19 protein-coding genes are annotated in these 22,343 nt (G+C 72.5%); 8 read left to right on the forward strand and 11 right to left on the reverse strand.

The genetic code is table 11. The annotated features are described in order from the left end of the window. Positions 1 to 66: 66 nt before the first annotated feature. Positions 67 to 948: an NAD(P)-binding domain-containing protein gene (locus ACFYON_RS20810; RefSeq protein ID WP_354867263.1), complete on the reverse strand. Its 882-nt coding sequence runs from the start codon at positions 946 to 948 to the stop codon at positions 67 to 69. A gap of 97 nt (positions 949 to 1,045) precedes the next feature. On the opposite strand from ACFYON_RS20810, the gene ACFYON_RS20815 reads away from it, so the two are divergent. The 4 genes from ACFYON_RS20815 (at position 1,046) to ACFYON_RS20830 (ending at position 5,114) form a co-directional block, all read left to right on the forward strand. Continuing rightward, entirely contained in the window at positions 1,046 to 1,414 is a 369-nt protein-coding gene (locus tag ACFYON_RS20815; RefSeq protein WP_354867265.1) for a helix-turn-helix domain-containing protein, read from the forward strand. Between the two features lie 284 nt (positions 1,415 to 1,698). Further along, complete coding sequence (locus ACFYON_RS20820) at positions 1,699 to 2,883, forward strand: zinc-dependent alcohol dehydrogenase (RefSeq protein ID WP_354867268.1); 1,185 nt, start codon at positions 1,699 to 1,701, stop codon at positions 2,881 to 2,883. Continuing rightward, the gene (locus ACFYON_RS20825; protein ID WP_355095003.1) at positions 2,880 to 3,824 is read left to right on the forward strand and encodes an SDR family NAD(P)-dependent oxidoreductase; all 945 of its coding nucleotides are present in this window, start codon (positions 2,880 to 2,882) and stop codon (positions 3,822 to 3,824) included. Before ACFYON_RS20820 ends, ACFYON_RS20825 begins: the two co-directional genes overlap by 4 nt. 144 nt (positions 3,825 to 3,968) lie before the next feature. Continuing rightward, positions 3,969 to 5,114 (forward strand): MBL fold metallo-hydrolase, encoded by a 1,146-nt coding sequence (locus tag ACFYON_RS20830; protein WP_355095001.1) that lies wholly within the window; start codon positions 3,969 to 3,971, stop codon positions 5,112 to 5,114. 33 nt (positions 5,115 to 5,147) lie between these two features. Here ACFYON_RS20830 and ACFYON_RS20835 read toward each other — a convergent pair whose 3' ends face one another. Then, complete coding sequence (locus tag ACFYON_RS20835) at positions 5,148 to 6,659, reverse strand: dGTP triphosphohydrolase (RefSeq protein WP_355094999.1); 1,512 nt, start codon at positions 6,657 to 6,659, stop codon at positions 5,148 to 5,150. Positions 6,660 to 6,721: 62 nt separating this feature from the next. Here ACFYON_RS20835 and ACFYON_RS20840 point away from each other — a divergent pair, with 62 nt between their 5' ends. Together ACFYON_RS20840 and ACFYON_RS20845 are read left to right on the forward strand one after the other, a co-directional pair. Next, positions 6,722 to 9,190 (forward strand): Tex family protein, encoded by a 2,469-nt coding sequence (locus tag ACFYON_RS20840; RefSeq protein WP_357706920.1) that lies wholly within the window; start codon positions 6,722 to 6,724, stop codon positions 9,188 to 9,190. Positions 9,191 to 9,267: 77 nt separating this feature from the next. Next, on the forward strand, positions 9,268 to 9,702 hold the full coding sequence (locus tag ACFYON_RS20845; RefSeq protein WP_354867282.1) for a hypothetical protein: 435 nt from the start codon (positions 9,268 to 9,270) through the stop codon (positions 9,700 to 9,702). Here ACFYON_RS20845 and ACFYON_RS20850 read toward each other — a convergent pair. Genes ACFYON_RS20850 through ACFYON_RS20875 form a run of 6 tightly spaced genes read right to left on the reverse strand, consistent with a single transcriptional unit; the run spans position 9,665 to position 15,917 of the window. Then, complete coding sequence (locus ACFYON_RS20850; RefSeq protein ID WP_354867284.1) at positions 9,665 to 10,675, reverse strand: DUF389 domain-containing protein; 1,011 nt, start codon at positions 10,673 to 10,675, stop codon at positions 9,665 to 9,667. The two genes, ACFYON_RS20845 and ACFYON_RS20850, sit on opposite strands and share 38 nt — an antisense overlap. A 54-nt stretch (positions 10,676 to 10,729) precedes the next feature. Further along, on the reverse strand, positions 10,730 to 11,677 hold the full coding sequence (locus ACFYON_RS20855) for an NAD-dependent epimerase/dehydratase (RefSeq protein WP_355094530.1): 948 nt from the start codon (positions 11,675 to 11,677) through the stop codon (positions 10,730 to 10,732). Continuing rightward, entirely contained in the window at positions 11,674 to 12,399 is a 726-nt protein-coding gene (locus ACFYON_RS20860; protein WP_355094528.1) for a sugar transferase, read from the reverse strand. Before ACFYON_RS20860 ends, ACFYON_RS20855 begins: the two co-directional genes overlap by 4 nt. Before the next feature lie 43 nt (positions 12,400 to 12,442). Further along, positions 12,443 to 13,711: a glycosyltransferase family 4 protein gene (locus ACFYON_RS20865; RefSeq protein WP_355094526.1), complete on the reverse strand. Its 1,269-nt coding sequence runs from the start codon at positions 13,709 to 13,711 to the stop codon at positions 12,443 to 12,445. Positions 13,712 to 13,758: 47 nt separating this feature from the next. Next, complete coding sequence (locus ACFYON_RS20870; RefSeq protein ID WP_355094524.1) at positions 13,759 to 14,883, reverse strand: capsular biosynthesis protein; 1,125 nt, start codon at positions 14,881 to 14,883, stop codon at positions 13,759 to 13,761. Continuing rightward, positions 14,877 to 15,917 (reverse strand): polysaccharide biosynthesis protein, encoded by a 1,041-nt coding sequence (locus tag ACFYON_RS20875; RefSeq protein WP_354867297.1) that lies wholly within the window; start codon positions 15,915 to 15,917, stop codon positions 14,877 to 14,879. The genes ACFYON_RS20870 and ACFYON_RS20875 overlap by 7 nt, the downstream gene beginning before the upstream one ends. 213 nt (positions 15,918 to 16,130) lie before the next feature. Between ACFYON_RS20875 and ACFYON_RS20880 the strand changes: the two genes are divergently transcribed. Next, the gene (locus tag ACFYON_RS20880) at positions 16,131 to 17,360 is read left to right on the forward strand and encodes a glycosyltransferase (protein WP_355094522.1); all 1,230 of its coding nucleotides are present in this window, start codon (positions 16,131 to 16,133) and stop codon (positions 17,358 to 17,360) included. Positions 17,361 to 17,409: 49 nt separating this feature from the next. Here the strand turns inward: ACFYON_RS20880 and ACFYON_RS20885 are convergent, their stop codons facing one another. From ACFYON_RS20885 to ACFYON_RS20895, 3 genes are all read right to left on the reverse strand, one after another. Beyond that, a complete protein-coding gene (locus ACFYON_RS20885; RefSeq protein ID WP_355094520.1) occupies positions 17,410 to 18,456 on the reverse strand; it encodes a glycosyltransferase in 1,047 nt (348 codons plus the stop codon). Between the two features lie 10 nt (positions 18,457 to 18,466). Then, positions 18,467 to 19,969 (reverse strand): hypothetical protein, encoded by a 1,503-nt coding sequence (locus ACFYON_RS20890; protein ID WP_387189129.1) that lies wholly within the window; start codon positions 19,967 to 19,969, stop codon positions 18,467 to 18,469. A 107-nt stretch (positions 19,970 to 20,076) separates the two neighbouring features. Next, positions 20,077 to 20,502, reverse strand: a complete 426-nt coding sequence (locus ACFYON_RS20895) for a hypothetical protein (RefSeq protein WP_355094516.1) — start codon at positions 20,500 to 20,502, stop codon at positions 20,077 to 20,079. 486 nt (positions 20,503 to 20,988) lie between these two features. Here ACFYON_RS20895 and ACFYON_RS20900 point away from each other — a divergent pair, with 486 nt between their 5' ends. Next, positions 20,989 to 22,335: a hypothetical protein gene (locus tag ACFYON_RS20900; RefSeq protein ID WP_355094514.1), complete on the forward strand. Its 1,347-nt coding sequence runs from the start codon at positions 20,989 to 20,991 to the stop codon at positions 22,333 to 22,335. Positions 22,336 to 22,343: the final 8 nt, after the last annotated feature.

Genomic DNA, 22,343 nt, shown 5'->3' on the forward strand with positions numbered 1-22,343 from the left:
GGTACGCCTGTCCGAGCAGATGTCCTGACGCGGTCCGGCCCGGCGCGTCCGGCCGGCGGGTGGCGGTCAGCGCATCAGCAGGTCGATGACGCCCGTCAGGTCCTCCTCGCCGCTGCCCTCGGCCAGGCGGCGGCGCATCAGCTCGAAGTACGGGCTGAGCAGCTCCGGGCTGACGCCCTGCTGCTCCGCGGTGCTCAGGAAGGTCGGCGTGCCGGCCACCTGCATGGCGAGAGTGGAGCCGACTCCCTTCGTATAGTCGCCGCTGCGCAGCCGGCTGGCGGTCTGGTGGACCGCCGGTGCCATCGCGACGAGCCAGTCGGCGAGCAGCGGGGCCAGGGACGTGGGGTCGATGTCCTCCCGCCGGATCAGGGCGAAGGCGTGCGCCGCCCCGGCGAACATCCCGTACATGGCGCTGAGCAGGGCCACGTCGTGCAGGGCGGCGAAGCCCGCGTCCTGACCGACGTAGGTGGTGCCGGCCGGGACGCCCAGCGTCTCCCGGTGCCGCTCGAACAGCTCACGGGAGCCGCTGTAGAAGACGTAGCCGCCGGCCTCCGGGACACCGATCATCGGCGGAACAGCCATGATCCCGCCGTCCAGGTAGCGGGCCCCGCGCTCGCGGGCCCACTCGGCTCGTGAGCGGGCTTCCGCAGGGGTGCTGGTGGTCAGGTTGACCAGATCCTTGCCGGCCAGGTCGGCGCCGTCCAGCACCGTCCCGACCGAGGCGTCGTCCAGCAGGCAGACGACGACCAGGGTGTTCGCGGCGACGGCCGCGGCGGCGCTGTCCGCGAGCCTCGCCCCCTCGGCGGAGATCGCCGCGGCGCGGGCCCGGGTGCGGTTCCAGACGGTGAGCGGGTGGCCGGCGGCGAGCCAGGTGTGGGCCAGCGCGGCGCCCATCGCGCCGAGGCCCAGCAGCGTAACGGAGGTCTTCTCAGGAGTGTCGTGTGCCATGCCGATCAGGCTGGTCGCCGGCCCGAAGAGGATCAAGTACGCACTTCGGAGTGGGTGGTTACCCTGAGGTGAGCGAGCAGGTCGAAGGGGCGGGGACATGACGACGTCGAACCGGCCGGGCGCACCAGGCGGACACGTGTGCGGGATCGACACCGCGATGGAGGTGATCGGGGGCAAGTGGAAGGTGCTGATCCTCTGGGCACTCCACGAGCACCCCGGCCGTCGCTTCGGCGAGTTGCGCCGGCTGCTGCCGGGGGTCACCGAGAAGGTGCTGGCCTCACACCTGCGTGAGATGGAAGCGGACGGCGTCGTGCACCGCGTCTCCTACGACGAGGTGCCGCCCCGCGTCGAGTACTCGCTGACCGAGGACGGCGTGCGCCTCAACGACGCGCTCGAACCGCTGGCCGCCTGGGGACGCGAGCGGCCGATCGCCCGCGGGCCGGAGAAGACGGGCCGGGGCGTCTGACGGCAGTGCCGGCCTCGGCCACTCGTTGAGCGCTGTGGCCGGCACGCTTGAGCCGGACCCGCCGGCCTGGTCGAACCGCTCGCCGTAGCGCTCGGCGAGCACCCGGGCGCGGGCCACGAAGCCCGGCAGCCCGCCTCGATCGCCTCGGTAAACGGCACCGCCGCCGCCACCAGCACGATCGCCGTGCCGGTCGACCGCACGCCACGGTGACCGGCGCCGCCGATTCAACGGCCCCCTGCCGGGTAGCACTCCGATGGACGGCACCGGAGAGGGGACATACAGGCATGAAGGCACTGACCTGGCACGGTAAGCGGGACGTTCGCGTCGAGGACGTCCCGGACCCCCGCATCGAGGAGCCGACCGACGCGATCGTCCGGATCACCTCGACCGCCATCTGCGGCTCCGACCTGCACCTGTACGAGGTGCTCGGGCCGTACCTCAAGCCCGGCGACATCCTCGGGCACGAGCCGATGGGCATCGTCGAGGAGGTCGGGCCCGGCGTGACCCGGCTCAAGAAGGGCGACCGGGTGGTCATCCCGTTCAACATCTCCTGCGGCTCGTGCTGGATGTGCGAGCGGCAGCTCTACGCGCAGTGCGAGACCACCCAGGTGACCAGCCAGGGCAAGGGCGCGTCGCTGTTCGGCTACACCTCGCTGTACGGCTCGATCCCCGGCGGCCAGGCGGAGTACCTGCGCGTGCCGCAGGCCCAGTTCGGGCCGATCAAGATCCCGGACAGCGGCCCGGACGAGCGCTGGCTCTACCTCTCCGACATCCTGCCCACCGCCTGGCAGGCGGTGAAGTACGCGGACACCCCGCCCGGCGGCACGCTCGCCGTGTTCGGGCTCGGTCCGGTCGGGCAGTTCAGCGCCCGGATCGGCCGCCATCTGGGCGCCGGCCGCGTGATCGGGCTGGACCTGGTGCCGGAGCGGCTGGAGATGGCCCGGCGCCACGGCATCGAGGTGCTCGACGTCAGCCAGCTCGACGACGTGCCCGGCACGCTCATCGACCTGGTCGACGGGCGCGGCCCCGACGCGGTGATCGACGCGGTCGGCATGGAGGCGCACGGCGCGCCGCTGGGCAAGATGGCCCAGACCGCCGCCGGGCTGCTGCCGGACAAGCTGGCCCAGGCGATGACCGACAAGGCCGGCGTGGACCGGCTCGTGGTGCTGCACGCCGCGCTCAAGGCCGTACGGCGCGGCGGCACCGTGTCGATCTCCGGCGTGTACGGCGGCGAGCAGGACCCGATGCCGCTGATGGAGATGTTCGACAGGGGCATCCAGCTGCGCATGGGCCAGTGCCACGTGCGGCGCTGGGTCGACGAGATCATCCCGCTGCTGGAGCGCGACGACGACCCGCTGGGCGTCGAGGACCTGCGGACCCACCGGCTGCCGCTGACCGACGCGCCGCGCGCGTACGAGATGTTCCAGAAGAAGGAGGACGGCTGCGTCAAGGTCGTGCTCGCACCGTGACCCGGACGGTGGTCGTCACCGGCGCCACGAGCGGCATCGGCCGGGCGACCGCCCGGGAACTGGCGGGCCGCGGGGACCGGCTGGTCCTCGCGGCCCGCTCCCCCGCCACCCTCACCGAGGTACGCGACGAGTGCCGGGCGGCGGGCGCGCAGGCGATCGCCGTACCGATGGACGTGACCGAGCCCGGCGCGGTGGCCGCGCTGGCCGACGCGGCACGGTCCGAGTTCGGCGGCGTCGACGCCTGGGTGCACACCGCCGCGGTGATGTCCTACGGCCGCTTCGACGAGACCCCGGCCGAGGTGTTCGAGCAGGTGGTGCGCACCGACCTGCTGGCCGCCGCCGCGGTCGCCCGGGAGGCGCTGCGCCGGTTCCGGGACACCGGCGGCGGCACGCTCGTGCTCACCGGCTCGGTGCTCGGGCACATCACCGCGCCCTACATGAGCGGCTACGTGGCAGCCAAGTGGGGCCTGCAAGGGCTGGCCCGCACCCTCCAGCAGGAGGCGCGGGAGACGCCCGGCATCGCGATCTGCCTGGTCAACCCGGGCAGCGTCGACACACCCGTCTATCGGCAGGCCGCCAACTACCTGGGCCGGATCGGCCGGCCGCCGCCCCCGGTCGCCGCTCCCGAGCGGGTGGCGCGGGCCATCGCGCACTGCCTCGACCGGCCGCGCCGGGAGGTCTCGGTGGGCCGACTGAACGTGATCATGCGCTTCGGCTTCACCGCCCTGCCCGGTGTGTACGACGTGCTGGTCGGGCCACTGATGCGCCTGGCCGGGCTGACCCGGCAGCCGGTCGCCGCGCACCAGGGCATCGTGTTCACGCCGAACCCGGCCGGCGAGTCGGTCCGGGGCGGATGGGTGCCCGACGTGTCCCAGGTGGTCCGTGCCGTCGGCGGGCGCGCGGCGACCGTGGCGTCCGCGGTGCGCCGCCGGCTGCCCTGACCGCCGCGGCGGACCGTCCCACGGGCGGACCCGTCGCGCGGGCTGGCTGTCGCGCGGGCGGACGGTCCCGCGGGTGGCTGTCGCGCGGGCGGACCGGGACGAGGGTGGTTACCGTGTACGACGGGACACGGCGGAGGGACGAGCATGCGGGAACCAACGGGGCGGGAACCGGACCGGACGCGCGGCGGGCGGGGGTGGAAGCTCGCCGGGCTGGCCGCCGTCGCCGGGCTGGCCTGGGCGGCGCGGGACGTGCCGGCCCAGCTCGGCGGCCGGCTCACCGGCGCCCGGGCGGAACGGGCGGCCCGGTCGCCGCGCTTCCGCGACGGCACGTTCCACAACCCGGCCGACGCGAGCGCCACGATGGTCGCCGACCCCGGCCGCAACCTGCTCCGCGAGCTGGTCTTCGGCAAGCAGAAGCGGCGGCCCGGCAGCCCGGTGCCGCTGCTGCGCCCGGCCCCCGCGCCGGCCGGCGACCCGGCCCGCGAGCTGAACGTCGTCTGGTACGGCCACGCCTCCACGCTCGTCGAGATCGAGGGGCGCCGGGTGCTGCTCGACCCGGTGTGGAGCGACAGGTGCTCCCCGTCCGGGCTGGTCGGCCCGCGACGCATCCACGAGCCGCCGGTACGCCTGACCGAGCTGCCCCCGCTGGACGCGGTGCTGATCTCGCACGACCACTACGACCACCTGGACATGGAGACCGTCCGCACGCTCGTCGACCTCCAGTCCGCGCCGTTCGTGGTGCCGCTGGGCGTCGGCGCGCACCTGGCCCGCTGGGGCGTACCCGAGCACCGCATCATCGAGCTGGACTGGTCCGACAACCACCGGGTCGGCGCGCTGACGCTCACCGCGACCGCCGCGCAGCACTTCTCCGGGCGCGGGCTGCGCCGCGACGGCACGCTCTGGAGCTCCTGGACCATCACCGGGGCACACCGGAAGGTCTTCTACACCGGCGACTCCGGCTACTTCGACGGGTACGCCGCGATCGGCGCCGAACACGGCCCGTTCGACCTGACGCTCATGCAGATCGGGGCGTACGACAGGGCGTGGCCGCACATCCACATGTTCCCGGAGGAGGCGGTCGCCGCCCACCTCGACGTACACGGCGGACTGCTGGTGCCGGTGCACTGGGGCACGTTCAACCTGGCCCTGCACGACTGGTCCGAGCCGGTCGACCGGCTCTGGGCCGAGGCGAAGGCGCGCGACGTCCGGCTGGCCGTGCCGCGCCCCGGCGAGCGGGTCGTGGTGGACGAGCCGCCGGCGGTGGACGGCTGGTGGCAGTCGGTCGCCTGACCCGGCGCTGACGCGTTCGTGCTCTGAGCCGGCTCAGAGCACGAAGGCGTCCGTCCAGAGCGCGCCGGAGCGGCCGGACAGCGCGTCCAGCATCGCCACCGCCTGACCGTCGGTGAGCTGCGCGACGAAGTCGATGATCGCCCGGCCCCGGGCCCGGCCGATCCGGTCCGGGGTACGCGGGTGCAGCTCCGCCTCGGCCAGCTCCACCAGGTCGTGCAGCCGGCGCGGCAGCCGGGACTCCTCCTCCGGGTCCAGCAGCCACTCCCAGAGCGCCTCCACCAACGTGCCCAGCAGCCGGGCCTGCCCGCGCTGGTGCAGGGCCAGGTCCGGGCGGGCCAGCACGAACCGGTGGTGCACGAACTTGAGCACCTGCACCTCGTGCCACTGCGCCTTCGCCAGCAGCACGTAGCCGGAACGGACGTCCGGCTCCGGGGTGACGGTGATGGCGTCCACGAAGCGGGTGGACCAGCGGGCGGAGAACCGGGCCACGTACTGCTCCGCCTCGATCGAGCCGTCGAACGGCAGCGCCAGCAGCCCTTCGACCAGTTCCTCGCGGACGTGCTCGACAGCGGCGGCGAACGCCTCGTCGTCGGCGATCCAGCCGTCCTTGCGGTGCAGTTGCCGGCGCAGCCGCTCGATCGCCACGCCGGGCCGCCGGGCCGCCGCCTCCAGCGCCGACGCGGTGATCGACCGCAGGTGCCCGCTCTCGCGCTGCCAGGCCATCAGCTCGGCCGCCACCGCGCCCTGCTGGAGCACACCGACCCGGTAGAAGTCCTCCACGTCGTGGATCGCGTACGCGATGTCGTCGGCGGTGTCCATCACCGAGGCCTCGGGGGTCTGCTGCCACTCCGGGATCCGCCCGGCGAACGGCTCGCGCGCCTGCCGCAGGTCGTCCAGCTCGGTGCGGTACGCGCCGAACTTCACCGACCCGCTCTCCGGATCCTCCGGTGGCGCCGCCGCACCCCGGGGCGCCGGGTCGAGGTGGCGCGGGTGCGGGTCGGGATGGTCCAGCCGGGTCCACGGGTACTTCAGCATGGCGGCCCGGACCGCGGCGGTCAGGTCGAGTCCGGTGGTCGCGGCGCCGCGGATCTCGGTGCTGGTGACGATCCGGTACGACTGGGCGTTGCCCTCGAATCCGTCGGCCAGCCCGAGGCGTTGCCGGGCCAGCCGGTCCAGCACCCGCTCCCCCAGGTGCCCGAACGGCGGGTGCCCGAGGTCGTGCGCGAGCGCGGCGGCCTCCACCACCTCCGGGTCGCAGCCGCCGAGCTTGTCCAGCAGGTCCCGGTGCGCCGGGTCGGCCGTCAGCCGCTCCGCGATGGCCCGGGCCACCTGGGCCACCTTCAGGCTGTGGGTGAGCCGGTTGTGCACCAGCAGCCCGGAACCACCCGGGCTGATCACCTGGGTGACGCCGTTCAGCCGGGCGAAGAACGGCGAGCCGACGATCCGGTCCCGGTCGGCCCGGAACGGGCCGGCGGCCAGGTCGCCGAGCGCCCGGGCGCTGCCGCCGAACAGCCGCCGGGCCCGCGGATCCGCAGGTGCCTCCATGATCGCCACGCTAGCGCAGCCAGCGGCGGGCCGGGCACAGCCGGTCCGAGGCGAACGGCACAATGCAGGGCGGAAACCACCCGAGAAGGCGGATGACAATCGTGACCCAGTCAGTGGACCAGCGGATCGCCGAGGAACTCGGCGTCGCCGAACGTCAGGTGCGGGCGGCAGTCGAGCTGCTCGACGGCGGCGCCACAGTGCCGTTCATCGCCCGCTACCGCAAGGAGGCCACCGGCCTGCTCGACGACGCGCAGCTGCGCACGCTGGAGGAGCGGCTGCGCTACCTGCGTGAGCTGGACGAGCGGCGCGCGGCGGTGCTGGAGTCGATCCGGAGTCAGGGCAAGCTCGACGAGGCGCTGGAGGCGCAGATCCTCGCCGCCGACTCGAAGTCCCGCCTGGAGGACATCTACCTGCCGTACAAGCCGAAGCGGCGCACAAGGGCCCAGATCGCCCGCGAGGCCGGGCTGGAGCCGCTCGCGGACACGCTGCTGGCCGACCCGGCGCAGGACCCGAAGACGGTCGCCGCCGGGTTCGCCGACCCGGACAAGGGCGTCGCGGACGCCGCGGCCGCGCTGGACGGGGCGCGGGCCGTCCTGATCGAGCGCTTCGCCGAGGACGCCGACCTGATCGGCACGCTGCGCGAGCAGATGTGGTCGCGGGGCCGCCTGGTCTCCCGGGTACGCGACGGCCAGGAGACCACCGGGGCGAAGTTCTCCGACTACTTCGACTTCGCCGAGCCGTACCCTAAGCTGCCCTCGCACCGCATCCTCGCCGTGTTCCGGGGCGAGAAGGAGGGCGTGCTGGAGCTGACCATGGACCCGGAGGCCGAGGGGGACGCCGACGCGAACCCGGGTCCCAGCCGCTACGAGGCGGCCGTCGCCGGCCGCTTCGGCATCAGCGACCAGGGGCGGCCCGCCGACAAGTGGCTGGCCGACACGGTGCGCTGGGCCTGGCGTACCCGGATCCTGATCCACCTGGGCGCGGACCTGCGCATGCGGCTGTGGCAGGCAGCCGAGGAGGAGGCCGTGCGGGTCTTCGCCACCAACCTGCGGGACCTGCTGCTGGCCGCGCCGGCCGGGGCGCGGGTGACGATGGGCCTCGACCCGGGCCTGCGTACCGGGGTGAAGGTGGCGGTGGTCGACGCGACCGGCAAGGTGGTCGCCACCGACACCATCTACCCGCACGAGCCGCGCCGGCAGTGGGACGCCTCGCTGCACACGCTCGCCAGGCTCGCCGCCGCGCACGGCGTCGAGCTGGTCGCGATCGGCAACGGCACCGCCAGCCGGGAGACCGACAAGCTCGCCGGTGACCTGATCAAGCAGCACCCGGAGCTGAAGCTGACGAAGGTGGTCGTCTCCGAGGCCGGCGCGTCGGTCTACTCCGCGTCGGCGTACGCCTCGCAGGAGCTGCCCGGCCTGGACGTCTCGCTGCGCGGCGCGGTGTCGATCGCCCGCCGCCTCCAGGACCCGCTGGCCGAGCTGGTGAAGATCGACCCGCGGTCGATCGGCGTCGGGCAGTACCAGCACGACCTGTCCGAGGTGAAGCTGTCCCGCTCGCTCGACGCGGTGGTCGAGGACTGCGTCAACGCGGTCGGTGTGGACGTCAACACCGCCTCCGCGCCGCTGCTCACCCGGGTCTCCGGCATCGGCGCGGGGCTGGCCGAGAACATCGTGCTGCACCGCGACGCCAACGGCCCGTTCCGCACCCGGGCCGAGCTGAAGAAGGTGCCGCGCCTCGGCCCGAAGGCGTTCGAGCAGTGCGCGGGCTTCCTGCGCATCCCCGGCGGCGACGACCCGCTCGACTCCTCCAGCGTGCACCCCGAGGCGTACCCGGTGGTCCGCCGCATCCTCTCCTCCACCGGGCAGGACCTGCGCGCGCTGATCGGCAAGTCGGCCATCCTGCGCGGCCTGCGCGCGACCGACTTCGTCGACGACACGTTCGGCCTGCCCACCGTCACCGACATCCTGGCCGAGTTGGAGAAGCCCGGCCGCGACCCGCGCCCGGAGTTCCGCACCGCGACGTTCGTCGAGGGCGTGGAGAAGATCGGCGACCTGACGCCGGGCATGGTGCTGGAGGGCGTGGTGACGAACGTGGCCGCGTTCGGCGCGTTCGTCGACGTGGGCGTGCACCAGGACGGTCTGGTGCACGTCTCGGCCATGTCGCACACGTTCGTCAAGGACCCGCGCGACGTGGTGAAGTCCGGCGACGTGGTCAAGGTCCGGGTGCTCGACGTGGACGTGCCGCGCAAGCGGATCTCGCTGACGCTACGGCTGGACGACGAGGCGCCGGCCGGCGGCGGTCGCCCGGGCGGCGGCCCGCAGGCCGCCGCTCCACGTGGCGGCCAGGGCGGCGGTCAGCGCGGCGGACAGGGCACCAGCCAGGGCGGTGCGTCGCGCGGCGACCGGGGCGCGTCGCGCGGTGGCCAGGGCGCGTCGCGCGGTGGCCAGTCACAGCGGTCGGGGCGCGGCGGCGGTCCCGCCCCGGTCAACGACGCCATGGCGGAGGCGCTGCGCCGCGCGGGCCTGGCCTGACCTCCCGGCACCCGGCCGCGTGGTGCGCCCTGACGCGTGGTGCGCCGGGGGCGGCGGGCGCGCGTACCCTCGCGGTCGTGGGTGTCGAGGACGACGAGCGGTGGCGGGAACGGCGGCGCCACGCGGTGCGGGCGCACGCGGAGGCCGCCGACCGCGAGCGCGCCGCGGAGCAGGCGGAGGCCGCGGAGCTGGTGGCCCGGTTCGCCGCCGAGGCGTCGCGGCGCGGGCTGCGCGCCGACCGGCTGACCGCTACCGGCCACGACGGGCGCGGGCGTTACCGCACGCGGCTGACCGGCTGGTACGTGGACCGGGCGCGCAGCCGCGCGGTGGACACCGAGGGGCGGTTCTACCTGCTCACCGTGCCGCCGGGTCTGCGGGCGCGGCTGTTCGGGGCCGACCCGCGGCCCAGCCCGCCGCCGCTCGTGGTCGGCCGCGGCGGGCGCGACGGCGAGTCGGTGCCACTGGCGACGCTGCTCAGCCGCCGTCTCGAGGCGGGCGACGACTGGCGCTGACCGGCGCCCGTCCCCGGCCGGCCCGCTGTCGCGGCAGTCCCCGGGCGGCGGTCCGGTCCACATGCCGCCACCAGCAGAGCTGGACCACCAGCGTGAACACTCCGGCGAGCACGATGGCCGCCACGTTGATCAGCAGCTGCAGGGCCGAGCCGGCCGCCTCGTGCCACACGCCGTACGCGGACGCGACAGCCACGTTCGCCGCCGCCGGCACCGTGGTCACCGAGATCAGCACGCCGACGAGCGAGCCGGACTTCTTCGAGGTCAGCGACAGCATCCCGGCGACGCCGGCGAGCAGGCCCACCACCCAGGACAGCGCGTCCGGGCGCCAGATGAAGTCGGTCAGCGGCCGTTCGGCCAGCAGCATGTCCCGGTCGACCAGGCCGGTGGCGGTGAGCGCCCAGGTGCTCAGCACGGTGGCGGCCATGGCGACGAGGAAGCCGACGGTCAGCGCCTGTACCGAGCGCACGGCCACGCGCGGCTGCCGCCGCAGCAGCGCCACGCTGAGCGCGGCGAGCGGCCCGAACTCGGGGCCGACCACCATCGCGCCGACGATCAGGATGGGCTGGTCGAGCAGCACGCCGATGCCGGCGATCATGGTGGCGACCACGATCAGGGCGACGAACGTGCCGGTGAGGACGGTCTGCTCGCCGGTCTTCGCGGCGATCTCGTCCCAGACCACGGCATCCTCGCCGTACCCGGGCGCCTCCTCGGCGGCCCGGTCGGCCGCCTCGGACAGGGTCAGCTCCACGTCGTCGGCGGAGATCGCGCCACGTGCCTCGACGCCCATCTCCTGAAGCACCCGAAGCACGTGATCGGCGCTCTCTCGCACGACGTCACAGAGGATGAGATCACCGACAGGGCGGCGGGCGGCGCCGGGCAGGACGGCCAGGTGCGCCACCCCCGGCTCAGCGGCCAGCAGGTCCGCCACCGCCGCGCTACGGTCGGCCGGGGTGATGATCCTCAAGTGCAGCACTGGCGGCTCCCTGGTGCGCGTCCCTGGCGTCGGCCGCCGCACTCTACCGGCGCGTCAGGTGTGACGCACGTCCCTCGCCGGGCCGGACGGCTGCCGCACCAGACCCGGTACCCGCTCGACCGTCTCGCGCCAGAGCGCCGTCAGCGAGTCGGCCAGCGGATGGACCGGCGTCCAACCGAGCAGCCGGTGGCCACGGCCGATGTCCGCGCAGATCCAGGGCACCGCCGCTGACCGGGTCGCGTCGGCGCCGAATGCGCCGGTGCGGATCTCCCCCGGAAAACCTGCGATGTCCGCGAGCTGCCGGACGGCGTCCCTGGTGGCCGTCGCCAGCCCGCTGCCCACGTTGAACACCCGCTGTCCCACCGCACCGCAGCGCACCGCGGCCAGGACCGCGCCGGCCACGTCCCGCACGTCCACGAAATCCCGCCAGGAATCGAGCAGACCCAGTGCGACGTGATCGTCGCCGCGCTCGGCCGCGGCCCTGATCAGCCCCGCCGCCCGCCCCAGCACGTTCCCGGGCGGCATGCCCGGTCCGACCGGGTTGAACACCCGCAACACCACCGTGTCGACCCGGCCGGACGCACCGGCGAGTTCGGCCAGCCGGGTGGCGGCGAGGTGACTCACCCCGTACTCGCTGATCGGCGACGTCGGGGCGTCCTCCCGCACTGCGACATCGCGGGCGACCACGCCGTACTCTGCGGCCGAACCGATCCGCACGAGCCGCGCACCGGGAGCGGCGGCGGCCATCGCCTCGATCACCTTGGCCGTCGTCACGGCGTGTGCCTGGACGAAGTCGTAGCCGGAGCCGACGATGCGCCCCGCCGCGAGGACCACGACGTCGGGTCGTTCCCGGCTCAGCAACGCGGCCAGGGCAGACGGGCCGACGGCCACCAGATCGCACTCCTGCCGATCCGGACACCGCACATCGCAGTGCGGTTCGAGGTTGCGACGGATGTGCCGGCCCAGGAACCCGCCGGCCCCGAACAGCAGTACGGCCGTCACCACATGCCCACGGATTCTCCGGCGCGCAGGTGCTCGCGGTCGCCGGGCTGCCGGTTGCCGGTGAACTCGTGCCAGGTGGCGGCGCCGGGCGCCGAGATGCCCTCCCGGCGCAGCACCGCACCGACCGTCGCGGCGAGGATCCGCAGGTCCAGGGCGAGGGAGCGCCGGTCGACATACTCCACGTCGTACTCGAACTTCTGCTCCCAGATCAGCGCGTTGCGACCGCGCACCTGCGCCAGGCCCGTGATGCCGGGACGAACCTCGTGCCGCCGGGCCTGACGGGCGTCGTAGAGGCTCAGGTAGCGGACCAGATGTGGGCGCGGACCGACAACGCTCATGTCGCCGCGCAGGACGTTCCAGAACTCGGGCAGCTCGTCGAGGCTGGTGGAACGCAGCCATCGCCCCACCGGCGTAAGCCGGTCCGCGTCGCTCACCAGCCCTCGCGCCGGGTCGACATCGTGCATGGTGCGGAACTTGACCATCTCGAAGAGCCTGCCGTCACGCCCCGGCCGGGTGTGCCGGAACAGCACCGGCCGTCCCAGCGTCACCAGCACCACGAGGGCGACCGCAGCCATGACCGGTGCGCCGAGCACCAGCGCCAGCACGGCACCGAGCACGTCCAGCAGGCGTTTCAGACGGTCGTACGGGCGCGGCGTGCCGCCGGACGAGGGCCGATGTGGTGCGGCGGTGTGGCGTCGCCGCCACGTGGCATCAGTGCTCATGAGATACCCATATCAGGACATAGTTCCGTCGGTGTGCAATCGGTCAGAACTCGCGGGCCTCTTCGCCGTGCCGCCTGGCCCCGCGGACGGCCGCAGCCGTCCGCAGTTCCTGCTCCACGCGGCGTATTCCCAGGTCGGCAGCGAACTGGCGCTCGTAGTGGCGGCGGCCTGCCTGACCGAGCAGTCGAAGCTTCTCCCGCCCCATCTGGCATGCCTCGCGCAGTGCAGCCGCGATGGACTCCGGGTCTCCGGGCCGAGCGGTGATGCCGCCGCCACTCTCCCGCGCCACCTCGGCCGCGTCACCGGGCGCGGCGACAAGGAGGGCTCGTCCGGCGGCAAGGATCGCCTGCATCTTGCTCGGCATCGTGCAGGCGGACATCGCCGTGTCCCGCAGGCTCACGAAGTGGATGTCGCCGGCCGCCATCACCGCCGGCATACGCTCGCTGGGCACCCGGCCCAGAAACCGCACGTTGTCCAGCCCCGCCGACCGGGCGCGCTCCCGCAGCCGGTCCTCCGAGACCCCCGACCCGGCGATCAGGCACACGAACCGGGAATCGTGCACCAGGGCGCAGGCATCCAGCAGGGCGTCGAGTCCCTGCGCCTCCCCCAGCGCCCCGGCGTACACCAGCACCACCCGGTCGTCGGGCAGTCCCAGATCGGCACGGAGGTCACCCTGCGGCGACCAGGGCCGCTCGTCCGCCCACATCGGAACGTACGTGAGTTTGCTCTCCGGCACCCCCCGGCCCCGCAGAAGGTCCCGAACGCCCGGCGATATGTAGGCCACCCGCGTGGCCGACCGGTACATCGCCCCACACCAGCCGTGCAGGCAGCGCTCGACCGCCCGGCCACCGGCGCCGTTGCCGAGAAAGCCGCTGGCCGCCAGGGTGTCGGGCCACAGGTCGAGCACGTGAAGCACCACCGGCACCCGGTACACGTGCCGGGCGAACCACATCGGCAGCGCCACCGTGACCGGGGAATTCCCCACCCAGATGGCGTCGAGCCCGCGGAGCGCCCTCACGCCGGACACGAGCGCGGACATCGCGAACGAGCCGTAGTTCGCCATCCGGTGGACGGCCGACGCGTCGTGGCTGGGGTAGAGGGCGACCCGGCGAACCTCCACACCGGCGAGGTTCTCGTCCTGCCGACGAGACATGCGGTAGCCCGGCGCCAGCCGTCCGGTCGGATAGTTCGGGAAGCCGGTGAGTACCCGCACCTCGTGCCCCCGGGCGGCCAGGCCGCGGGCCAGCACACCGGGCAGGCCGGCCGGCCCCGGCTCCGGGTCGAACCACTGGGTCAGCAAGCCGAACCGCATCTCGACACCTCGTCTCAGGAGCTCGGCGGGGGATGCCGGCGGCCGGGTCAGACCGCCGCGACCGCCGCTCGCGCTCGGGAATCCACGGGTTCGGGCCAGGTGTCCGGCTGGGCCGGGTCGAAGACCTCGTTGGCCCAGAACAGGGTGATGAGGGCACCCGAGCCGGTGTTGGTGATGTCGTGGGCCCACATCGTGGGCATGTCCACCACGACCGGATCGCGGCCGTCCACCCGGAGCCGGACGACCTCGTCGTCGAGGACTCGTCGCAGACGTATCTCGGCACTGCCCTGCACCACGCAGAACCGTTCCAGCTTCGCCAGATGGAAGTGCTCTCCCCGGGTGACGCCGGGGTGGGTGGAGGAACAGAAGGTCTGTCCCGGCCCGCCGTGCGACTTGACGACCTCGACGAGTTCGCCGCGCGCGTCGGACCGCCGGGGCAGCGGCAGCGGCTGGTGCGACGGAAGGCAGTGCGACCGGTACGTGTTGAACAAGCGCACCGCGTGCCGGTCGGTCAGTGCCGGGATCTCGCCTGTGCGGTAGCAGCCGGCCAGCTCCGAGAGCCGGTCGGCGAGCGCCTGGACACCGATGCGCAGCTCCGGCATCGAGGCATCCCACGGGCCTGCCTGTGCGGCACCGACCAGGCGGGCCGCCGCGTCGGTGGCGTGCACCAGGACCAACTCCCGATCCTGGTGCACCTCGGGCCGGCCGCCCTCGGCGAGCAGGCGACAGAACGTCGCCACGACCGAGTTGTAGCCGGGCAGCCCGTGCTCCCCGTAGAGGTTGGGCAGGCGCAGGTCGACCAGATCGGGGCGCACGGCGGCGAGGGTCTCGGCGGCGACCGCCTTCGAGTCACCGTAGGCGCTGCCGTTGCCGGCCTGGATCGAGTTCGCGAAGACGACGACGCCGGGCGGCGCGGCGCACCGTCCCAGTCCGCGCGCGAGCGCCGAGGCGAGCCACACGTTGCCCGCTGCGACCTCGGCCGGGTCACCTCGGTTGACCCCGGCCAGGTGCAGCACCCGGTCGGTGCCGTCGACCCGCGCCGCCACGGCCGCCGGATCGGCCAGGTCCGCCCGGGTGACCACGACGGGATCGGGCCAGCCCAGCGCACGGACGAGGACCCGTACGTGCCAGCCCAGGAAACCCCCGGCACCGGTGAGGGCGAGCCTCAGCACGTCAGCACCGCGTCCCGCAGCGTCAGTTCCGCCCGCATCTCCGGGATGCTCAGCAGGAGTTCCTTGATCTGCGCCACTTCCATCTGGGGCGCGTTGGCGGAGGTGAAGTCCTCGGTCAGCGGGCCACGCACGTCCCCCTCGGAGACGTAGAGGTCGTAGTTGAGGTCGCGGGCGTCGACCGGCACCCGGAACACGTCACCGAAGTCGTCCGCCCGGGCGAGCTCCTCGCGGCTGACGAGCGTCTCGTGCTGCTTCTCGCCGTGCCGGACCCCGATCACGTCGAGCTTGGCCGGTACGTCGAAGAGCTGACAGACCGCCTCGGCGAGGTCGCCTATCGTGCACGCGGGCGCCTTGCGGATGAAGATGTCACCGGGACGGGCGTGTTGGAAGGCGTGCTCGACGAGATCCACCGAGTCGGCCAGCGACATGAGGAAGCGCGTCATCGCCGGGCTGGTCACGGTCGGCGCCTTCCCGGCCTTGATCTGCTCCACGAACAGCGGGATCACCGACCCGCGTGAGTACATCACGTTGCCGTACCGGACGCAGGACACGACAGTCGTGCTGTCCGGGCGATTCCGGGCGTGCGCCTGGGCGACCTTCTCCATCAAGGCTTTGCTGATGCCCATCGCGTTGACCGGGTAGACGGCCTTGTCGGTGCTCAGCAGCACCACCGATCTCACCCCGTTGCGCTCCGCCGCCATGACCACGTTCTCGCTGCCGAGCACGTTGGTCCGCACCGCCTCCATGGGAAAGAACTCGCAGGACGGCACCTGCTTGAGCGCGGCGGCGTGGAACACGAAGTCGACATCGCGGGTCGCCCGGAAAACGCTGTCGAAGTCCCGGACGTCGCCCACGTAGTACCGCACCCGGTCGTCGCCCAGCCCTCGGCGCATGAGGTCCTGCTTGGCCTCGTCCCGACTGAACACCCGGATCTCGTCCACATCGTGGTCGAGCAGGCGGCGTACCAGGGTCTTACCGAATGATCCGGTACCGCCGGTTACGGCGACGCGGCATCCGGAGGGCAGAAAGGACACGTCCACTCCTCTTGGTTCGTGCGGTTCGGGCGGTCGCGATCGCGGGGAAGGGAGGGAGACGCTCTGCCGTACCGAAATACACCTTTGACACGTTCTGTCTTATATAACACTTCCTCAACGAGAGACGGACGGTCAGGTCACGCCTCGGCTGCCGGGCGACGGGCTCTGCGGTCTCGGCAGGCGAGTCCGGCACCCTCCGGAAAGGCAGAGCCGATGAGAGCCACCGTGACGGTGGAGTCGCGCTACGTCCGCACACCCGACGGCGCGGTCTGGACGTACGACGGACCCGCCTACCGCTTCTTCACCGACTACCTGCAGGTGTTCGACCAGGTCCGGGTCGTCGCCCGGGTGCGGACGGTCGCGAATCTGGAGCGGGCGGCCAACCGCGTGGACGGGCCGGACGTCGAGGTCTGGCCCATCCCCTACTACCAGGGCCCTCGGCAGTACCTGCAGCGGTTCCCCGCGATCCGGCGGGCCGTGGCGTCGGCGGCGTCCGCGGAGGACGCGGTGATCCTGCGCGTGCCGTCCTTCATCGGCTCGATCCTCGCCGCTGTACGCGACCGGGGGCGGCTGCCCTACGCCCTCGACGTGATGGGAGACCCCCACGCGGTGTTCGCTCCCGGCGTGGTGGAGCACCCGCTGCGGCCACTGCTGCGGCAGCGATATACCAGCCGGCTACGGCATCTGTGCCGCTCGGCGGTCGCCGTCTCCTACGTGACCGAGCGGTACCTGCAGGAGAGATACCCGGCCGGCCCGCAGACGGTGACCGCTGTCTGCTCCGACGTGGATCTGCCGCGACACGCCTACGCCGACCAGGCTCGCGCGCGGACGCCGGGGCTCCCCCACGTCACGCTCATCTCGGTCGGTTCGCTCGACCAGATGTACAAGGGGATCGACACGTTACTCGCCGCTGTGGCGCGGCTGCGCGCAGACGGCCTCGCCCCCCGGCTGGTACACGTCGGCGACGGCCGGTTCCGGCACCGACTCACGCAGTTGGCCGACCTGCTCGGCGTCGCCGAGCAGGTGACCTTCACCGGACCGTTGCCGTCCGGCGACGCGGTACGGCAGCAACTGGACGCGGCCGATCTCTTCGTCATGCCGTCGCGTACGGAAGGGCTGCCCAAGGCGCTCGTCGAGGCGATGGCCCGAGGGCTGCCGGCCGTGGCGTCGGCCGTCGGCGGCATCCCCGAACTGCTGCCGGAACAGCACCTGGTCGCACCGGACGACGCTGTCGGCCTGGCCGCGGCGATCCGACGGTTGTCGAGCACTCCGGGACTGATGACCGAAGCCTCCGCGGAGAACCTGACGCGCGCCCGCCGGTACGCCGCCGAACGACTCGTGCCGCAGCGCCACGCCTACTTCCTCGCCGTCCAGGATGCACACCGCCGGGCCCACCGGCTCGGCCTGTCCACCTCCGGGCGGCGAGTGCTGATCGACCCCTGACCGCCGTGTGCGACGGCCGGGCGGCGTGCCCACGGGACGCCGCCCACCGTCAGCCGGTGAGCCGGTCGAGCCGCTCGGCCATCGCGGCGGCGACGTCCGCAGCGACCAGCCGGGGCACGCGCCGTGGCCCACGGTGGTACTCGGCGAGCATCGCGTCGGCCAGTCCGACGACGTCGGCCGGGCACCGGCGCCCGTTCTCCGGGGTGACGAGGTCGTCGGCGGCGGCGACCTCGACGGTGGCGATCACTGGCGTTCCGAACCCCAGGGATTCATTGACGACCAGGCCCCAGGCTTCTGTCCGGGACGGCACAACAGCCACGTCGGCGGCGGCGAAGGCCGCGCCGAGGCGATCGTGATCGATCGGGCCCAGGTAGTGGCAGTCGGCTCTGGTCGCGCAGTAATGCGCCACGTCCGGGGCCAGACTGCCGCCGCCCACGACCACCAGGGCCGTGGCACCGTCGCGCACCTTGTCGCGCACGATGTCGTACGCGGCGAGGAGCAGATCCGCCCCCTTGATCGGCTCCAGCCGGCCTACGAAGACGAAGACGAAACGGTCCTGGTCGCCGAGTGACGCCCGCATCGCCGGCGCTCCGGTTTCCCCGCGGGGCAGCTCCGGCAACGCGAAGGGGATGCGCCGGAACCGCCGGAACCCGAGCAGTCGCCAGTACGCCTCGTTGGCGGTGCCCACGGACCAGATCTCCGGCTCGCCGAGCAGCATCCGCAGATACCACCTCTTGGCCGCCCGCCGGCTCCGCGACCGGCGCAGTTCCGCTGACACGTTGCTGTCGCTGCGCAGTACCAGCGGCACCCGACGTAAGCGGGCTACCAGTGCCGCGGCGATCCGGGCCGAGCCCCGGTAACCGAAGAGGCACACGGCGTCGAGATCCGGTGCCGTCAGGGTCCGGAGGAACAGCCACCAGGGCTTGCGCCCTCGAAGGATGCGGTGCGAGTGAGACGGCTCCACCGTGCCCCAGCCGCGTGCGGAGTCGTCGGCCGAGACGTAGAAAACCTGGACTGGGCGGGACAGGTGGGCGGCGAGCCGGTCGAGAACCGGGTTGTGATGGGGTGTGCGGGACTCGAGGACAAATACGATCATGGCCGCTCTCTCATCTACAACGCTGGCGAACGGACTCGGGAACGCCGCCGCCGGCCGGGGACGCCGTCGAGGTCGTACCCAGCCGCGAGTGCGGCACGGGTCGGGACGGCGACGGCGGGCTCTGCGGCGGCACGGCGGTGGGCGCACGGGAGAACAGGGCATGAACGGCGAACAGCGCGGCGAGTATCAGCAGTCGGCACCCGGCGCGCGAGGCGAACGTCGCGGTGCCGACCCAGATCAGGTCGAGTGCCCCGACGAGCAGTACGATCGCGGCGACGTACGCCAACACCCCGCGCCTCGTCCCGATCAAGGGCTTACTGGCCGCCCGGACCACGCGGTCCGCCGCTCGCAACGCCAGCCCGGTAATCGGAATCATCAACACCAGGCCGGCCAGGCCGAAGTTGTAGAGCCATTCGCCGAAGAAGAGCGCTGCGTCGGAGTGTTCCGTGCCGGCCAACTGGGGAGAGAGGTAGGGCACGAGCACCGCGCCCAGGCCGCGCGGTTTGTCCTCCCAGATGGAACGGGGTACGAGGATCACGGCCGCCGCGTAGAAGCTCTCCCCCCACGCCTTGGGCAGTAGGCCGAGGTCACTCAGGCTCAACAGTTGAGCGAAGTCGTGGAACGGGCCCACCACCGAGAAGAGCCCATCGCTGTCCCACTCCGTCCTGGGGGTACCGGGGGGAGGCGGCGTCGGGGACGCACGGATCTTGGCGAGGAAGGCGAGAGTCGGCGGAGCCACGGCCAGCATCACCGCCTTCACCGGTCGGCCATTGCCCCGATTGGCGACGATGACCGCCAGGGCGAGCGCGAGCGCGCCCAGCACCAGACGGCCGAAGCTGTCGAAGAGAATCAGGTAGTAGATGACGAGTCCGGCGACCGGCACCAGCCCGTACATCAGAGACGGTCTCCTGCGGGTCGTCGGCAGCAGACCGACACCCAGCATGATGACCCCGACGAACCCCGCAGAGCTGATCAGGAGATGCTGGAACCGCTCCGGCAACGACAGTTGCAGCAGTACCGCCAGCGCCAACAGCAGTGCGCCGCAGCGCACAGCCCAGCGAGCCACCTCCGGTGTGGTCGTCACGAGCGTTCCGGCGGTTGCGCGGGTGCTCTTGCCCGTCCAGAAGACGAGCCACGTCGACACCTGGACGAAGTAGCCGAGCGCGACGGCACGGAACAGCGGGAACTCCGGAGCCTCGATCCCGGATTCGAGCGCCTGGTACAGGGCGGCGAAGCCGACGAAGAGCGCGAACCCGAGGTTGTAGGCGCCGACCGTGGTGACCCGGGCACCTCCGTCCCGCCAGAAGACCCAGAGCCCGAACAGCACAGACAGCACACCGAAGAGGACGGTGCCGTCGAATCCCCACCGACCGCGTCCGGCCGTCGTGTCGAGCAGGAGCGGAAGGCTGCCGAGGCACAGCCAGCCCACGCCGGCCAGGACGGCGGCCCCGCGCCCGTGTCTCGCCGACGAGCGCCGGGTCGGCACCGTTGTGCCGGCACCCGGCCCGTTCACCTCGGTTCCCTCATGGACGACAACCTCCGAAGCTACCGCCACCCGGGAACGGGCAGCGCGCATGGTGATGTGGGGTGTGCGGACCGCCGACGACGGGCGAACGGCGTTCAGGGCCGCACGAAGATCGCGGTGTCCGTCACACCGCAGGAAGTCCAGATGGTGCGCCAGCCGGCCACGGTTTCGGCGACCTCTTGCCACACGTCGCTCGCGGCCCCGTCGGCGGGCGATCGCGAGTGCGGGGACCGCGAGTCGGACGGGAGGTACCAGTTCACGTTGTCGATCACCAGCATGCCCCCCGTCGCGATCTTCGGCAGCGCCTGGCGGGCACAGTGGTCGCGGTAGATACCGTCGACGAGGACGAAATGGAGGCTCTGGTCGGCGAATCGCGCGGCGGTCCCGACGTACTCGCTGTCACCGCCGCGCGTCTCCGGGACGTCGCGCGGCACGAAGAGGTGGTCCACGTTGTCGACCGCGTCGTCCTTGAGCTGCCGGGAAACCGCGTGGTGCCAGGTCTGGTCGTGTTCGACGCTCACCAGATGGTGGATCCGCTGGGCGAACCACCGGGTGCTCCATCCGGACCCGAACTCGAGCCCTCGGTCCGTGGGCAGCAGCATCTGGTCGAGCAGCTCCGTCGCCCGCGGTGTCAGCCACGGGGTACCCGGATGACTATGGCGGTAGGCCCACTCGCGGGAGCGGTGCAGGACGTAGCCGGGGGTCCAATGCCGAATGGTTCGCAATCTCGCCTCCGACGGTGCAGTTGGGCCGAGCAGCACCCGGCACTTTTCCTCCAACGACCAAGGTCGGTACGAAGTTCCGGCTTGCCGGACAATTAGCAATTACTGCACTCAACTCGGCAGCATTTCCCTCAGATCGCGCCGGGAGAACCACACAAATTCGCATCGACCCACCTGTAGGTGGCTGATCTGGTACAACTCAGGAGCCTGCGTCCCTGACCGCGGGATCGCACGCCCCGAGGTGGAGGGCCGCCGGTGACCGGACCCGCACGACAGACATCTCCAGTGCCTCCAGCCGATCCCGGCGAGCTGAGCGCCACCGGGCTGCGCGGCGTCGGCAAGCTGTCGCGAACTCGGCGCTACACCATCATCACGGCGTCGTCGGCGCTCGCGGGCGCCCTTCTCAACGCCACGATGCTGGCCCTCAGCGCCCGCTCCGGGCAGACCGGCGAGATCGCCGCCTACACCGTCATGGGGTCGGCCCTGGCCGGCGTGGCCGTGCTGTTGGCCGGTGGGACGTCGCTGCTGTACGCCGCCGGCGACGACCACGAGCGCCTGGCGGTGCGCTGCCAGCGGATCGTGATCGCGTTACCCGTGATGTTGATGGCCGCCGGCTGTCTCACCGCCGTGTACGGCCAGCGGGGCTACGACGTCGTCGCGCTGGCCGCCGCCGCGGTGATGGCCATCGGAAACAACCTGTTCGAACTGCTGACCGCCGACCTGACCCGTCAGTTCAGGTTTGTCGCCGGTGCGGTGGTGACCGTCACCGGTCGCGGCCTGGCGCTGGCGCTGCTGCTCACGAACGTCCCGCTCACCGTGGCCCTCGCCGTCGGCGTGCTCACCCAGCTCGTCGCCGCCGAGGTGCTGGCCTGCCGGGGCGCCAGCGGGCGAACGCCGATCTGGAGAGGAATCTCGGTCCGCGCGGCCCTCACCGCCTTTCGACTGAACCGCAACCTGATGGTGTTGAGCCTCGGCGACGCCTTCACCGGCCGCGGCGGCGGCGTCCTGCTGTCGATGGCAGCGTCACCGCACACCGTCGGCACCTACGGCGCGGTCTACGCCGTATACCAGGCGATGGCGGTGGTGCTCTACGGCGGGCTTCAGGTTCCGATGGCGGTGCGGGTGCGTCGGCGACACGGACTTGCGGTGGGCGGATCTACCAGCTGGGAGAGCGAAGTCATGGTCGTCGCCGCGGCAGCGGTCACGGCCGCCTGCGGTCTCGTGCTCGCTGGCCCGATCTGCACCGAACTACTACGGTTGCCCGAGGCCGCAACCGGCTGGTTGCAGCTCCTGCTGGTGGCCCTGCCCTTCATGACGGTCACCCGTGCCGTCATCCTCAACCGCCTCGGCGACGGCGACTACCCCGGCGCGACACGCCTGACGCTGTTGCCGGCCGCGCTGCTGGGCACCACGCTTCTGGTACAGCTACCCCACCTCGGTCCGGCGGGGACGGCCGGCGCGACCACCGTGGCGGAGGTGTCCACGGCGGCGGTGATCGCGGTTGTGGCGCTCTCACGCCGCCGCCGGGCACAGACGCGCCCGGCATCGGCCACGGCGCAGCAGCCGGCCCGGACCGCCACGACCGGGATGGCCCAGGTCCGGCAGGTGAGCGCCGCCGGCTCGGAGAACTGAGCGGGCTA

The organism is Micromonospora sp. NPDC005686 (assembly GCF_042871665.1).
In the GTDB taxonomy this organism is placed as follows: Bacteria; Actinomycetota; Actinomycetes; order Mycobacteriales; family Micromonosporaceae; genus Micromonospora.

Bases quoted from the DNA above. Each gene is read 5' to 3' on its own strand.
- ACFYON_RS20830 (WP_355095001.1), top strand. From the start codon at position 3,969: ATGCGGGAACCAACGGGGCGGGAACCGGACCGGACGCGCGGCGGGCGG.
- ACFYON_RS20820 (WP_354867268.1), top strand. From the start codon at position 1,699: ATGAAGGCACTGACCTGGCACGGTAAGCGGGACGTTCGCGTCGAGGAC.
- ACFYON_RS20840 (WP_357706920.1), top strand. From the start codon at position 6,722: ATGCAGGGCGGAAACCACCCGAGAAGGCGGATGACAATCGTGACCCAG.
- ACFYON_RS20860 (WP_355094528.1), bottom strand. From the start codon at position 12,399: ATGAGCACTGATGCCACGTGGCGGCGACGCCACACCGCCGCACCACAT.
- ACFYON_RS20810 (WP_354867263.1), bottom strand. From the start codon at position 948: ATGGCACACGACACTCCTGAGAAGACCTCCGTTACGCTGCTGGGCCTC.
- ACFYON_RS20880 (WP_355094522.1), top strand. From the start codon at position 16,131: ATGAGAGCCACCGTGACGGTGGAGTCGCGCTACGTCCGCACACCCGAC.
- ACFYON_RS20885 (WP_355094520.1), bottom strand. From the start codon at position 18,456: ATGATCGTATTTGTCCTCGAGTCCCGCACACCCCATCACAACCCGGTT.
- ACFYON_RS20815 (WP_354867265.1), top strand. From the start codon at position 1,046: ATGACGACGTCGAACCGGCCGGGCGCACCAGGCGGACACGTGTGCGGG.
- ACFYON_RS20865 (WP_355094526.1), bottom strand. From the start codon at position 13,711: ATGCGGTTCGGCTTGCTGACCCAGTGGTTCGACCCGGAGCCGGGGCCG.
- ACFYON_RS20835 (WP_355094999.1), bottom strand. From the start codon at position 6,659: ATGGAGGCACCTGCGGATCCGCGGGCCCGGCGGCTGTTCGGCGGCAGC.